15 protein-coding genes are annotated in these 12691 nt (G+C 47.0%); 8 read left to right on the forward strand and 7 right to left on the reverse strand.

Going from position 1 to position 12691, the window contains the following annotated elements; all coding sequences use genetic code 11:
• Window positions 1-14 precede the first annotated feature (14 nt).
• The 5 genes from ACPUEK_RS00850 to prlC all read right to left on the reverse strand — a co-directional run bounded on the left by ACPUEK_RS00850 (window position 15) and on the right by prlC (window position 5640).
• Window positions 15-1043, reverse strand: coding sequence for a FecCD family ABC transporter permease (locus ACPUEK_RS00850; RefSeq protein WP_425641949.1), 1029 nt, complete (start codon window positions 1041-1043; stop codon window positions 15-17).
• A complete protein-coding gene (locus ACPUEK_RS00855; protein WP_425641950.1) occupies window positions 1036-2049 on the reverse strand; it encodes a FecCD family ABC transporter permease in 1014 nt (337 codons plus the stop codon). Before ACPUEK_RS00855 ends, ACPUEK_RS00850 begins: the two co-directional genes overlap by 8 nt.
• A 2-nt stretch (window positions 2050-2051) precedes the next feature.
• Window positions 2052-2993 carry an ABC transporter substrate-binding protein gene (locus tag ACPUEK_RS00860; RefSeq protein ID WP_425641952.1) on the reverse strand — a complete coding sequence of 314 codons (942 nt, stop codon included), beginning with the start codon at window positions 2991-2993 and terminating at the stop codon, window positions 2052-2054.
• 143 nt (window positions 2994-3136) lie between these two features.
• Window positions 3137-3397, reverse strand: coding sequence for a YheV family putative zinc ribbon protein (locus tag ACPUEK_RS00865; protein ID WP_067029921.1), 261 nt, complete (start codon window positions 3395-3397; stop codon window positions 3137-3139).
• Window positions 3398-3609: 212 nt separating this feature from the next.
• Entirely contained in the window at window positions 3610-5640 is a 2031-nt protein-coding gene (gene prlC / locus ACPUEK_RS00870; RefSeq protein WP_425641953.1) for an oligopeptidase A, read from the reverse strand.
• A 165-nt stretch (window positions 5641-5805) separates the two neighbouring features.
• Between prlC and ACPUEK_RS00875 the strand changes: the two genes are divergently transcribed.
• The 4 genes from ACPUEK_RS00875 (at window position 5806) to ACPUEK_RS00890 (ending at window position 7731) form a co-directional block, all read left to right on the forward strand.
• Complete coding sequence (locus ACPUEK_RS00875) at window positions 5806-6363, forward strand: gamma carbonic anhydrase family protein (RefSeq protein WP_067029915.1); 558 nt, start codon at window positions 5806-5808, stop codon at window positions 6361-6363.
• Entirely contained in the window at window positions 6360-6812 is a 453-nt protein-coding gene (locus ACPUEK_RS00880; RefSeq protein ID WP_425641955.1) for a hypothetical protein, read from the forward strand. The genes ACPUEK_RS00875 and ACPUEK_RS00880 overlap by 4 nt, the downstream gene beginning before the upstream one ends.
• Before the next feature lie 92 nt (window positions 6813-6904).
• Window positions 6905-7531, forward strand: a complete 627-nt coding sequence (locus tag ACPUEK_RS00885; RefSeq protein WP_425641956.1) for an RNA polymerase factor sigma-70 — start codon at window positions 6905-6907, stop codon at window positions 7529-7531.
• Complete coding sequence (locus tag ACPUEK_RS00890; RefSeq protein ID WP_067215564.1) at window positions 7528-7731, forward strand: zf-HC2 domain-containing protein; 204 nt, start codon at window positions 7528-7530, stop codon at window positions 7729-7731. Before ACPUEK_RS00885 ends, ACPUEK_RS00890 begins: the two co-directional genes overlap by 4 nt.
• 60 nt (window positions 7732-7791) lie before the next feature.
• On the opposite strand, the gene ACPUEK_RS00895 is transcribed toward ACPUEK_RS00890, so the two are convergent.
• Window positions 7792-8022, reverse strand: coding sequence for a hypothetical protein (locus tag ACPUEK_RS00895; RefSeq protein WP_067033409.1), 231 nt, complete (start codon window positions 8020-8022; stop codon window positions 7792-7794).
• Window positions 8023-8254: 232 nt separating this feature from the next.
• Between ACPUEK_RS00895 and ACPUEK_RS00900 the strand changes: the two genes are divergently transcribed.
• Genes ACPUEK_RS00900 through ACPUEK_RS00915 form a run of 4 tightly spaced genes read left to right on the forward strand, consistent with a single transcriptional unit; the run spans window position 8255 to window position 10635 of the window.
• On the forward strand, window positions 8255-8530 hold the full coding sequence (locus tag ACPUEK_RS00900) for a BufA1 family periplasmic bufferin-type metallophore (RefSeq protein WP_067033406.1): 276 nt from the start codon (window positions 8255-8257) through the stop codon (window positions 8528-8530).
• An 8-nt stretch (window positions 8531-8538) separates the two neighbouring features.
• Window positions 8539-9429, forward strand: coding sequence for a DUF692 domain-containing protein (locus ACPUEK_RS00905; RefSeq protein WP_425641957.1), 891 nt, complete (start codon window positions 8539-8541; stop codon window positions 9427-9429).
• A complete protein-coding gene (locus ACPUEK_RS00910; RefSeq protein WP_425641958.1) occupies window positions 9413-10159 on the forward strand; it encodes a putative DNA-binding domain-containing protein in 747 nt (248 codons plus the stop codon). The genes ACPUEK_RS00905 and ACPUEK_RS00910 overlap by 17 nt, the downstream gene beginning before the upstream one ends.
• An 11-nt stretch (window positions 10160-10170) precedes the next feature.
• Window positions 10171-10635: a DoxX family protein gene (locus ACPUEK_RS00915; protein WP_425641959.1), complete on the forward strand. Its 465-nt coding sequence runs from the start codon at window positions 10171-10173 to the stop codon at window positions 10633-10635.
• 1261 nt (window positions 10636-11896) lie between these two features.
• On the opposite strand, the gene znuB is transcribed toward ACPUEK_RS00915, so the two are convergent.
• The gene (znuB, locus tag ACPUEK_RS00920) at window positions 11897-12688 is read right to left on the reverse strand and encodes a zinc ABC transporter permease subunit ZnuB (protein WP_425641960.1); all 792 of its coding nucleotides are present in this window, start codon (window positions 12686-12688) and stop codon (window positions 11897-11899) included.
• Window positions 12689-12691: the final 3 nt, after the last annotated feature.

A 12691-nucleotide genomic window follows, 5' to 3' on the forward strand; every position in this document is an offset into this window, starting at 1 on the left:
AACGCGTTGCTCACTTAAAATCGTTGTCGATATAGCAGAAAAATAAAAAATGGAGCGCCAATAGCAGACACAAACACACCGGCAGGAATGTCCAACGGTTGAAAGAGCGTACGCCCAATTAGATCCGCCAACATCACTAACGATGCGCCAATCATCGCGGTAGCAGGCATCAATAAGCCAAAACTACGTGTCACTAAACGGCGCGCGATGTGCGGTGCAATCAAGCCAACAAAACCCACAGCGCCCGCATACGCCACAGCCGGAGCGGCCAACAAAACACTCAAACCAAGCAAAACTAAACGCAAGCGCTGCACCGAAATACCTAGCCCAGTGGCTAACTGATCACCGAGCTCTTGTGCATTGATGCGCCGCGCTAGACACAGCGTCAACGGCATACTGACCAACAACCAAGGTGCCAATGCACGCACATCATGCCAATCGCTTCCGTACACACTGCCGGTTAGCCAAATATACGCCGTGATACTGGTTGCTGTTGAACTGACAGCAATCAACAGCGTCGTCACCGCGCCCATGGCCGCAGACACGCCAATCCCAACTAAGATCAAACGCATGGGCGTCACGCCATTGCGCCATGCCAATACGTAAATCGCCAATGCCGCGACCAGCGCACCCGCGATGGCGAAGACAGGTAACCACCCCATGCCTAACCCAGCAAACAATGATAGAAACGTCACAGCGGCGGCGGACGCACCGCTGGTAATGCCAATAATATCGGGCGATGCCAACGGATTGCGGATCATCGACTGCAACACCAAACCGGACACCGCCAAGGCCGCTCCAACCATGGCCGCCATCAACAAGCGCGGCAAGCGCAAAACTTCCACCACAAAAGCAAACTCGCTGCTAGACTCCGATAAGAATGTTGCCAAAACGTCTCTCGGCATGATCAAAGTATCCCCCAGACACAGTGATACCCACATCACCAACAACATCACCATCGTAATCAGTATCAACGCCAACAACGCTTGGTATGGCACCGAAAAGGACCCCCAACGCTGGCGAATCACCCATTGCTTAGCCATGTTTACGCCCCTTACGTGCCAAATAAATAAAGAACGGGGTACCAATCAGGGCCGTCACTACGCCAATAGGTACTTCTTCTGGTGCCAACACAAAGCGACTGACCACATCCGATAACAGCAGTAAGCTGGCGCCCCAGAGGGCCGCCAGTGGTATTAACCATTTATGATCATTCCCTACAAACGCCCTCACCATGTGCGGAACCACCAAGCCAATAAAACCGATATTCCCTGCCAACGCGACGGATATACCAGCCAAACCAATAATCAGCACGCTGAGCGCGACTTTTAGCAACAGGGTATTTTGCCCAAGCCCTTTGGCAACATCGTCCCCAGACAGCAAAATATTAATATGGGGCGACAGCAGCAACGCCACAAAAAGCCCCGCACCAAGATAAGGTAAAATGGGTAATATCGTGTCTAATTCACGACCAGAAACTGAGCCTGCCACCCAGAATAAGACGCTGTCCAAGCCTTCTTGCCCGATCACCAATAACCCCTGAGTGAAAGACATAAACAACGCACTGATCGCCGCACCGGCCAAGACAATACGCACAGGAGATAGGCCATCGTGTCCCATTGAACCTAAACCATAAACCAATGCACCGGCCAGTGAAGCCCCCACAAACGCGATCCAAATGTAGTCGTTAAGGGTTGTGACCGAAAAAACTTGAGCGAACAAAACAATGAAAAAGACAGCGCCCGCATTCACGCCAAAGATCGCAGGCGAAGCTAGAGGATTTCGCGTCAGCGTTTGCATCAATACGCCCGATACCGCCAACGCAGCCCCGACAGCACAAGCTACAACCGCCCGCGACATGCGAGTAGTATGAATGATCACATGATCAATAGAATTCGGATCGTACTGCCAGAAAGCATCCCAAACACTGTGAAGCGGAACTGAGTATTGCCCAAAGGCCACACTGACCACAAAACTTAGCAGCAGTACGAGCAATGAAAGCAGCACAAGCCCAGATCGTAAGCCAAATGCTTGATAGGAAATCAACATAATCAGCTCGCAGGCGTTAGATGATAAAGCTCAGACAACTCATCCAACATCAGGTTGGCGCCTAAAATACCGCCAGAGAGTATCCAATTCACAAAGTTAACTTGGTACACCTGACCGTTTCGAGGGGCTTTTAATACTTGCCATAAAGGGTGCTGACGCCAATCATCGTAGTTTTGCTGTACCGCCCCATCTTCTTGATCAAACAGCACAAAGAACACATCAGCGTTGATGCTCGGCAGTGCTTCTTTGGTTTTTAGTTTTATCCCCCAGCCCTTATGCTCTGGTATAGGCGATGTAAAACCAATATCTCTTAATACCGCACCAGGAAAGCTTTCGTCTAGGTATATACGCATATGATCGGCACGGGCATTTAGGATCGACGCCGTTAGCGGCCACTTTTTCTGCTGCGCGCTGAGCTGCTTACGAAAATCTGCCGTACGTGCTTGCCACGCCTGCCACCGTTTTTCGCCCTCAGCTTGATGCCCCGTCGCTTCAGCCACCAACGCTAACGAACGCTGAAAATCGTACACGGTGTCCGCCATTACTGTAGGCGCAATCTGTGACAACTGACCGTAAATTTTCTCATGACGGAGTCTAGCACCAATGATCAAATCCGGTTTGAGACGTGCGATGGCTTCCAAATTCGGCTGCGTTTCAAGACCAACGACCTCAGCGCCTTTTAAATCATCGCGCAAATAGTGGTAGATAGGTTTCTGTGCCCACGACTCCACTACCCCAACAGGCGTAATCCCTAACGCCACGACAGAATCTGTTGCGCCTTGATATAAGGTGACCACTCGCTGAGACGAGACAACTTCAGTGTCCCCCATCGCATGCGACACGACAATATTACTGGCCAACGTGTGGCCCTGAAGCCCTAACAAAAAAGAAAGAAAGACGCCCAGAATTGGACGCTCAACACAACGCTTTAGAAAGGAGCTCATACGATGGCCTAGAAAAGGTGAATTGTTACAAGAGATATTCGTTATGTTAATGATAACAAATATCATATTCAACAACTCACCCGTATATCTAGCCACTAACCCTCGAATAGAGCGTGATTAGGCAAGTTTACGCAGGGCGTGTATCAGTGTTTGGTATCACCCGGATTTGGCACAAAATTTATGACCGCTGTATCCGCTTCGGGTGCAGAACTGTGCGGCTGATTTACACGAGTTTCGAGCTCTTGTGGTTGCGCTTGGACTTTAGTCGACTGCTCGTCTTCATAGCCACAGGCCACACACTCGCGAAATTGCTTCTCAGCATCGTCATCGCGCCACGCACGAATCTTATCCATCTCACTACAACGTGGGCATACTGCCCCCGCGATAAAGCGTTTGGTTGTCATTATTAACCTCGGTTTCTAGAGTCCAGCTCAATGCATCTAAGTTTACGCCATCATGCCGCTACTAATTGAGACTTTCAGTCGTCTAAAAAGACGGCCAATAGGTTGATCTGCTTTCCTTTTGACCGCATCCATCAATGAACACGCAAGACGAAGGTGCAGGAATACACCTTCGTCGAGGTAAAAGGAAACAGATCTAGCCAGAAAACCAAAAGCTAAGCCGCAATACCGCTATGGCGTAGCAGTGCATCAACACTTGGTTCACGGCCACGGAACGCTTCAAACAGCTCGGCTGCAGGACGTGAACCACCATTCGCTAATATAGTATCACGGAAGTGAGCACCGGTTTCAGTGTTGAAAATGCCCTCTTCTTCGAATTTAGAGAAGGCATCCGCTGACAATACTTCCGCCCATTTATAGCTGTAATAGCCAGCCGCGTAACCGCCTGCAAAGATGTGCGAGAAGCTGTTTTGGAAACGATTAAACGCAGGTGGCACATTCACTGAGACCTTACTGCGTACGTCGTCCAATACATCTTGCACTTGGATGCCATCTTGGTATTCACGGTGTAAGCGGAAATCAAACAGCGAAAACTCCAGCTGACGTACCATTTGCATGCCAGACTGGAAGTTTTTCGCCGCCAGCATTTTGTCGAGCAAATCTTGCGGCAATGGTTCATTGGTTTCAAAGTGACCGGCAATGTGCGCTAGCGCTTGAGGCTCCCAACACCAGTTTTCCATAAACTGACTGGGCAATTCGACCGCATCCCACGCCACACCGTTGATGCCAGAGACCGATGACACATCCACCTGTGTCAGCATATGGTGTAGACCATGTCCGAATTCATGGAACAAAGTAGTGACTTCATCGTGCGTCAACAGTGCCGGCTGATCACCAATCGGCTGCGTAAAGTTACACACCAAGTACGCTACTGGCAGCTGTAAGCGGCCGTCCTCTAAACGACGACGCACACGACATTCGTCCATCCAAGCACCGCCACGTTTGCCTTCACGAGCGTAAGGGTCGAGGAAGAAACGCGCGATGTCTTCGCCGTTTTTAGAGATCGTAAACAGCTGCACATCGTTGTGGTACGTATCGAAGCCGGACTCTTCTCGAATGTCCACGCCAAACAACGTTTGTGCGGTATAGAACAAGCCCGATAGCACTTTGTTGATTGGGAAATAAGGGCGCAACACTTCTTGAGAGATCGAGAATTTTTGCTCACGCAGCTTTTCGGCGTAATAGCCAACGTCCCACGCATTCAGGGACTCGATACCATGCTCTTGTTTGGCAAAGGCTTTCAGGTCAGCTAAGTCTTGCTCTGCAGACGGCTTTGATTTCACGGCAAGATCGTCTAAGAAGTCGACGACTTGCTGGCCGCTTTCCGCCATTTTAGTTGCCACAGACAATTCAGCGTAATTGTCAAAGCCTAGGATCTGCGCCATTTCGTGGCGTAGCGCTAGAATTTCACTGATCAAAGGTGCGTTATCAAATTTACCTTCATTGCTAAGTTCAGAAGCGCGGGTAGCATACGCGGTGTAAACCTCTTCGCGTAACGCTTGGCTGTCCGCGTAGCTCATCACGGGCAAGTAAGATGGCAGGTCTAATGTGAACAACCAGCCCTCTTGCTCTTTGGCTTGAGCCATTTGTTTTGCCTGCGCTAAGGCTGACTCAGGCAAACCAGCAAGCTCAGCTTCATCGGTAATCAGCTTGCTCCAAGCGTGCGTCGAATCCAATACATTTTCACCAAATTGACTGCCCAGCTCAGACAAGCGCGCGCTGATCTGGCCATAGCGTTGCTTTGCCTCGCCCTCAAGACCTACACCTGATAATTCAAAGTCACGAATGGTTTGTGTCAGCGCTTCGCTTTGTGCAGGTGTCAGTGTTTTAGCCTCTTCGCTATCAGCCAAGGCTTTGTAGGCTTCATATAGCGCTTTGTTTTGCCCAAGTTCGGTGTAATATTCGCTCAGCTTAGGCAAACACGCATTGTAGGCCTCACGAATTTCTGGTGTGTTTTGCACCGAGTTTAAATGGCTTACTGGTGACCAGAACTGACCTAAACGATCATGGATTTCATCGAGTGGTGTGACCAACGTTGCCCACGTTGGCTGCTGGTTTTTTGCAACGACCGTTTCAATGTCGGTGCGATTTCTTTCAAGCAACGCCTCAAGATCAGCGGCAACCGAACTCGGATCAACTTTAGAGAATTCTGGCAAGCTGGTGGCATCCCATACGGACTGTGTCATATCGTGGTATCCTTTTTGGCGTCAGCAAGATGCTCGGCACCTTGCAAAAAATAGGTTTAGTACTGACATATAAGATATGTGGTCTTGGCGCTTTTTCAATGGGGTAACAACGATCACATCCATAGCTTTCATTAATGCTGCACCGTGTGTGCTAAGGAAGAGACAATGACTATCAAGACATTTCGTGGTCACACGCCAACATTTGGAGAACGTGTTTGGGTCGATGAGAGTGCCGTCATCATCGGTGACGTCGAGATCGGCGACGACAGCTCGGTTTGGCCCTTGGTGGCAATTCGTGGTGATATGCACCGCATTCGCATCGGTCAACGCACCAGCATCCAAGACAATTCGTGCCTACACATCACTCATGCCAGCACCTACAAGCCGGAAGGCCACCCGCTCCACATCGGTGACGATGTCACCGTCGGCCACATGGCCATGCTACACGGCTGCACCATCGGTAACAAAGTATTAGTTGGCATGGGTACCACCATTTTAGACGGTGCGGTGATTGAGGACGAAGTCATTATTGGCGCTGGCTCTTTGGTACCACCAGGCAAGCGTCTCGAATCTGGCTTTTTATACAAAGGTTCACCTGCTAAGCCAGCACGTGCCTTGACCGAACAAGAAATCGAATATTTCCAATATGCCGGGCTGAACTACGTCAAACTCAAAGACGAGTATTTAGCAGAAGCGGCCGCAGAGGAAGGGCAATCAAAATGAGCCGCTTAAGTGCGCCATTCATTGGGGTAACGCTGGTGGCGGGGGCTTTTTGGGTTGCAACTCAGTCTTACCAGAAGAACTTTGCAGACCCTGCACTGTCGCCCGAAGCGCAACAAAACTTAGGTATTCAACTGCTGGAGTTTCCTCGAAATGTACCGCCGCTGGAGCGCTTAACCGCTGGAAAGTGGCAGGCCATTAACCTACAACCCAAAGTTTGTGACGCTGTTTGCCAAGGCCAAATGGCACAGCAAGCTTCCTTTGGTGTCCATATAGTGCCTCCTTCGCAAGCGGCTTATCAGGATTTAGTCCAAGTCACGAGCGCAGACAACTATGCAATTCATCAAGGTAAGGTATTGCTTATCAATCCAGAAGGGAAATTTGCGGGTTCTATCAAGCCGCCTTACGATAAATCCCACCTCGGCAACATACTTACCGCCTTAAACCCATAATTTTTGGCTTTTTGTGTAAGAAACTCTCGGCTTGTGACGTCTACTTAGATACATTGCTAGGTAACTTCTTAATAACAAGCCGAGTTTTTCCTATGACACAGGCCTTATCTCGTTCTGACAAACAACCTAGTGGACAGCTCTTTCATAACAACGAATTTATGAATGACCTACGTTTACAGATGTTGAAATTCGCGATACTGCAAGTACGTAATGAAGCGCTCGCAGAAGACGCAGTACAAGATGCTATGCTCTCTGCCTATCAAAACATTGATCGTTTTAATCGCCAAGCCGCCTTAAAAACATGGGTATTTGCCATTCTCAAAAATAAGCTGATTGATATTTTGAGAAAGGAAAAACGTTACACCAACGCCAGTATTCTGGAAGAAGGGGCGAGTCTCAACGATGAAGCTCTGATCGATCATTTATTTACCGAGAATGGCCATTGGCAAAAAGATGAGCGTCCACAGAAATGGGACGAACCCGATCATGGTGTCGAAAGTAAACACTTTTGGCGTATTTTCGACACTTGTTTAGAGGCGTTACCGGCTAAATACAGTCGCTTTTTTATGATGCGCGAATTTCTAGAGTTGGATACCAATGAGATTTGTGACAACGAAGAGGTGACCGTAAGCAATTTAAACACGACCTTGTTTCGCGCTCGATTACGTTTACGAGAATGTCTTGAAGATAACTGGTTTCAGGGGGAGAACAACACATGATGAAGTGCACGCAAGCCACTCAGCTTTTATCTGAAAAACTCGACCGGCCTTTGTCTAACAAAGAAAAAATGAATTTAGGCATTCATACAGCGATGTGCCCAGCCTGCCGACAGTTTGGTAAACAAATGCTGTCTCTTAGAGACATCAGCCAACGTTACGTAAAACAAAGTGATCGCGAAGAGAGGGGAGATAACACTTAACAACAAAAAAGCAGCATAGCTATGTGAACTATGCTGCCGACATTCTATGACAACGAAGGATTACTTTTTCGTTGTTTTTTTCGCAGCTGACTTTTTACCAGAAGCTTTTTTAGCGGATTTGTTGGCTGGCGACTCAGATGGTTTCTTGCTTGTCGCTTTGCTTGATACTTTCTTTTCAACTTTCTTCGCTAATGATTTTTTCAACTTAGCAATCTTGTCTTTCTGCTTTGCAACTTTCTCTTTACGTTCTTTGATTTCAGATTTGATTGCTTTCACTTCTTGCTTAGACATATCCAAACTCCTTGATTCATCTTTAAGTTGTGGAAATACCATACTCGCCTCACCATCAGAACGAAACCCCGCCCCACCTCATTTCATAAAAACTTAATACTTCGATCATAAAAACATCATAAAAATATTTTTTGTGCTTTTAAAATTATTTTATTTTTTTGTGTAAGAAGTAGATAGCCGCCTGCGTCTAACGACAGTAACTAACAAAATGTTCCTTTGGAGGATCCAAATTATGTCTACTAAAAATACGTCTCTTGCTCTAGCCCTTGGTACAGCCGTGGCCCTTTCTGCAGTCGCCGTTCCAGCTCAAGCTGCGGATAAAGAAAAGTGCTACGGCGTAGCATTAGCAGGTCAAAATGACTGTGCCGCAGGCCCAGGTACTTCTTGTGCAGGCACATCAACAACTGACTACCAAAGCAACGCTTGGAAATTGGTTCCTGCAGGTACTTGTATGGATATGGAATCTCAAACATCACCAACAGGTCACGGCAAACTGGAAGCCTTCTAAGGTATCCCATGACCCGTTTAGCTTTCTCGCAAACCGAGGGTAAAACACTACCCTCGGGCTTTGCACAGCGCACCGGCGTGAGCCTTAAACCAAGCTACTACCAGCAAATCCTAGCGGAGTTGCCAAAGGTAGGCTTTTTTGAGATTCATGCAGAAAACTACCTCAGCGCCGGTGGTCCTGCCCGCTATTACCTAGAGCAAGTGCGTAACCACTATGACCTCACCGTTCATGGCGTAGGCTTGTCACTGGGTGGCGAAGAGGCTCTCGACCTTGAGCACTTAGAACGTGTCGCTAAGTTGGTCGAATGGACCAATCCAGCTGTATTCTCTGAACACCTCGCATGGTCCACTCACCAACAGTATTTCTTAAACGACTTACTGCCTGTGCCTTACACCGAAGCGCGTTTAGACCTACTGTGCCAACACGTAGATCAGGTTCAGAGCCGACTTAACCGTCAGATCTTAATTGAAAACCCGTCCACGTACTTTGAGTTTCAAAGCAGTGTCTTATGTGAAACACAGTTCATTACTGAATTAGTACAACGCACTGGATGCGGTTTATTACTGGATGTGAATAACGTAGAAGTCTCCTGCTTCAACCACCAACGCAGCCCGTATGAATACCTACAGAGCTACCCCATGCATGCGGTCAAGCAGATTCATCTGGCAGGTTATACCCTAGACGAACAAGCGTCACTCAAAATCGACTCCCATGACCAAGCGGTTGCCAATGAGGTATGGCAGTTGTATCAGCGCACATTAGAGCTGATTGGTGATTGTCCAACGCTGATTGAGCGAGACGGCAACTTTCCTGACCTATCAGAATTACTCACAGAAGCTCGCCATGCAGATCATTTGCGCACCCTTGTAAAGGAGCAAAGTCATGCAGAATCAGTTTAACGCCGCACTGTTCAAACAATCAGACGAGCTAGTGAATGACATTAAAGGCCACTCTACAGAAGAGCGTATTCAGCGACTAAATGTCTACCGCAACAATGTCCATGTGTCTTTACAAACAGCGCTTGGTGACATCTTCCCAGTGTGCAAACAGTTGGTGGGTGAAGACTTTTTCAACGCGATGGCACATGAGTACATCGAACAAAACCGACCGACTTCTCCGATCTTGTCAGAATATGGCGGCAACTTTAGTGACTTCATTGCAAACTTTCCACCTGCCCAAGCATTACCCTATTTATCAAGCTTGTGTGAACTGGAATACCGTCTTCTACAGCTGACGAATACGGCCGAACCCAAGACCCTATCGCTTCAAGCTGCTCAGCAAACACTCAGCCACGTGCAACACCCAGAAGCCTTAGCCTTACACCTTAATGCCCAGTGTCAACTCATGCACAGCCCCTTTTCCGTTGGTGCCTTGTATTTAGCGCACCAACAACCCGAACCCAATTTAAAGGGTTTGCAAATCTCGGCACCGGAATATTTATTGCTCACCAAAGCAGGTCTTTATGGCTGCTGCTACCCATTAAGTGAAGCTGAATACCACTTTATCAACGCACTAAAACAGAACCCAAGCCTTAGTCACGCGTTACCAGATGACGATGCTTTCGACTTAGGCCAAACCCTTGCTCGATTAATGACGTGGCAAGTCTTTGATGACATTAATGAATCGTAGGAGTCATGGCTATGCGCTTAATCCAAAACACGACTGAACGCCTGTTTTCAGGCTTACCTGAGTCACTTGTATTGTTCCTAGCACGCTTTGCATTAGCCGCTGCTTTTTGGCTTTCGGGACAAACCAAAATCGAGGGATTCGCATTCAACCCGTTCGCCGGCCTGTATGAATTCGGCTGGCCTACGTTAAAAGACAGCACTCTGTTTTTATTTGAGTACGAGTACGCTTTGCCTATTATTCCATTTGAATTAGCGGCGTACTTGGCAACCATTGCCGAGCATGTATTGCCCATCCTGCTACTGACAGGGTTATTTGCTCGTTTAGGCGCGTTCGGAATCTTGGCAATGACCATAGTTATTCAGATCTTTGTCTACCCAAGCGCCTATGCCTTACACGCCTCGTGGGCCGCATTGGCACTGTTAATAATGTCTCGCGGTGCAGGTAAATTCTCGCTCGATACACTGAGTCAAAAATAACGCTGAATTGCTCTCTTCAAACGAAAAAACGCGACTCAAGGTCGCGTTTTTTAGGTCTATTGTTTGATTCTAACCGCGTTTCTACGACGCCATCTTACGCGTTGGTAAGGTATATGCGATCAAGAACAACAGCGCGGCACACACTACCGAACTTTGCTCTATTGGCGTATCCCAATGATAGGACGCCCACAAACAGCCACACTGAATTACAACCAAGCATACCGATAAAGGTAGCTGAGATACTTGGCATACGGGAACACATAACAATCAGTGTCTATTTAGAGGGCGTTTCATTTTCTAGTTCTATGGCGATATCTAATTAATTTAAACAAAAAAATCAGACCGCCCCATAGAGCATATATAGCTGAGAGAATACCCATGTAAATCAACGTATAACCATGACTATAACTACTTTTAAATCCTGAATGAAACTTAAATGGATCTTGTATTCCAATCCATGAAATGAAAATCCCACTTAGAAACAACAAAACCATAAACAAAAAAATGCCAATCAAAAAAGAAAAGCTTGGTATATCATCACAATAGATATCTATAATTTCTCTTCTGAAAGAAGACCTAAAATACTTCAGAAAATAAACAAGAAAAACTGATAGAATTAGAAAAACAATATCCACTACCGATATTGGAAGCTCAGTATAAGACCTAAAAACGCCATCTAAATAAAAAATGATAGCACACACAAAGAAAGTTATTATCGTCCTTGAAATATCATAACTCCTAAAATATAAAATTCGCATGAAGTATAAAAATTAAATCATAATTCGCAAACTAAGGCTATCCCTGAATCGAAAATACTATATTGAAACCGATAGCGCTGTTAGCGCTATCATAGATAATATCGAAACTGCGGTGGTTCAGATGGATATTAATATAAAGGAGAAAACAGATGATCAACACTTGGCAATGCGAATAATTTAATTAAATCTAAACAGTACAGATTGGATAGCCATTTCTTAAAATAACTTATTTCGTCCCCTAATAAAAATCATATTTATTTAGAGGAACGCGAATTCATCCCCTAATTCTATGACGATATCTTATCTTACATCACAGAAATAAGTGGCACACTTTTACCAAATAACACTTAAGATAGACTGAGGTAAGCTAATTTCTTTCTAGATCTCAGATTAATTAGCAATTGAGTTATGTTAATTACCTTAAGCAGAAGGTAATTAAGGAGTGACGCTGTAATTGAAATTTGAAGTGGCCGCACAATCTAGTCAAATTGTGCGGCTAAACTTCAAGTCATCTTACGCGTTGGCAAGGTATATGCGATCAAGAACAACAGCGCGGCACAGACTACGACGCTTGGCCCTGTTGGCGTATCCCAATGATAGGACGCCCACAATCCGCCACACACTGACAAACAGCCAATAACACCCGCAAAAGTGGCCATTTGAACCGGTGTCTGAGATAGCTTTCGTGATGTGGCAGCAGGAATAATCATAAGCGAGGTAATCAACAACACGCCGACGATTTTCATCGCCACGGCAATGACGACTGCGACCAGCAACATCAGCAATAAACGAATGGCTTCTACTGGGTAGCCTTCGACTTTCGCCAGCTCTTCGTTCACGGTCAGCGCCAACAACGGCCGCCAAAATGCCACCAACAGCGCCATCACTAGCAAACCACCACCGTAAATCCAGTACAAATCCGTCTGGCTGATGGCCAATAGGTCGCCAAATAAATACGCCATCAAATCGATGCGCACGTTATCAAGGAAGCTGACTGCAACCAAACCTAACGACAGCGACGAATGCGCCAGAATCCCTAATAACGTATCGGTCGCAATAATGTGTTTCTTTTGTAGCGCGACCAGCACCAATGCCAAGCCGACACACAGCACCACAATGGCGAGGTTTAAATTAATGTCTAACAAAAATCCCAGCGCCACACCTAATAACGCCGAGTGCGCCAACGTATCACCGAAATAAGCCATACGACGCCACACTACAAACGCACCCAATGGCCCGGCTACGGCAGCGACCCCTAAGCCGCCCAGCAACGCGCGCATTAACAGTTCTAACATTTC

The organism is Marinomonas gallaica (assembly GCF_049821165.1).
GTDB lineage: Bacteria > Pseudomonadota > Gammaproteobacteria > Pseudomonadales > Marinomonadaceae > Marinomonas > Marinomonas gallaica.

Bases quoted from the DNA above. Each gene is read 5' to 3' on its own strand.
- ACPUEK_RS00850 (WP_425641949.1), bottom strand. From the start codon at position 1,043: ATGGCTAAGCAATGGGTGATTCGCCAGCGTTGGGGGTCCTTTTCGGTG.
- ACPUEK_RS00855 (WP_425641950.1), bottom strand. From the start codon at position 2,049: ATGTTGATTTCCTATCAAGCATTTGGCTTACGATCTGGGCTTGTGCTG.
- ACPUEK_RS00860 (WP_425641952.1), bottom strand. From the start codon at position 2,993: ATGAGCTCCTTTCTAAAGCGTTGTGTTGAGCGTCCAATTCTGGGCGTC.
- ACPUEK_RS00865 (WP_067029921.1), bottom strand. From the start codon at position 3,397: ATGACAACCAAACGCTTTATCGCGGGGGCAGTATGCCCACGTTGTAGT.
- prlC (WP_425641953.1), bottom strand. From the start codon at position 5,640: ATGACACAGTCCGTATGGGATGCCACCAGCTTGCCAGAATTCTCTAAA.
- ACPUEK_RS00875 (WP_067029915.1), top strand. From the start codon at position 5,806: ATGACTATCAAGACATTTCGTGGTCACACGCCAACATTTGGAGAACGT.
- ACPUEK_RS00880 (WP_425641955.1), top strand. From the start codon at position 6,360: ATGAGCCGCTTAAGTGCGCCATTCATTGGGGTAACGCTGGTGGCGGGG.
- ACPUEK_RS00885 (WP_425641956.1), top strand. From the start codon at position 6,905: ATGACACAGGCCTTATCTCGTTCTGACAAACAACCTAGTGGACAGCTC.
- ACPUEK_RS00890 (WP_067215564.1), top strand. From the start codon at position 7,528: ATGATGAAGTGCACGCAAGCCACTCAGCTTTTATCTGAAAAACTCGAC.
- ACPUEK_RS00895 (WP_067033409.1), bottom strand. From the start codon at position 8,022: ATGTCTAAGCAAGAAGTGAAAGCAATCAAATCTGAAATCAAAGAACGT.
- ACPUEK_RS00900 (WP_067033406.1), top strand. From the start codon at position 8,255: ATGTCTACTAAAAATACGTCTCTTGCTCTAGCCCTTGGTACAGCCGTG.
- ACPUEK_RS00905 (WP_425641957.1), top strand. From the start codon at position 8,539: ATGACCCGTTTAGCTTTCTCGCAAACCGAGGGTAAAACACTACCCTCG.
- ACPUEK_RS00910 (WP_425641958.1), top strand. From the start codon at position 9,413: ATGCAGAATCAGTTTAACGCCGCACTGTTCAAACAATCAGACGAGCTA.
- ACPUEK_RS00915 (WP_425641959.1), top strand. From the start codon at position 10,171: ATGCGCTTAATCCAAAACACGACTGAACGCCTGTTTTCAGGCTTACCT.
- znuB (WP_425641960.1), bottom strand. From the start codon at position 12,688: ATGTTAGAACTGTTAATGCGCGCGTTGCTGGGCGGCTTAGGGGTCGCT.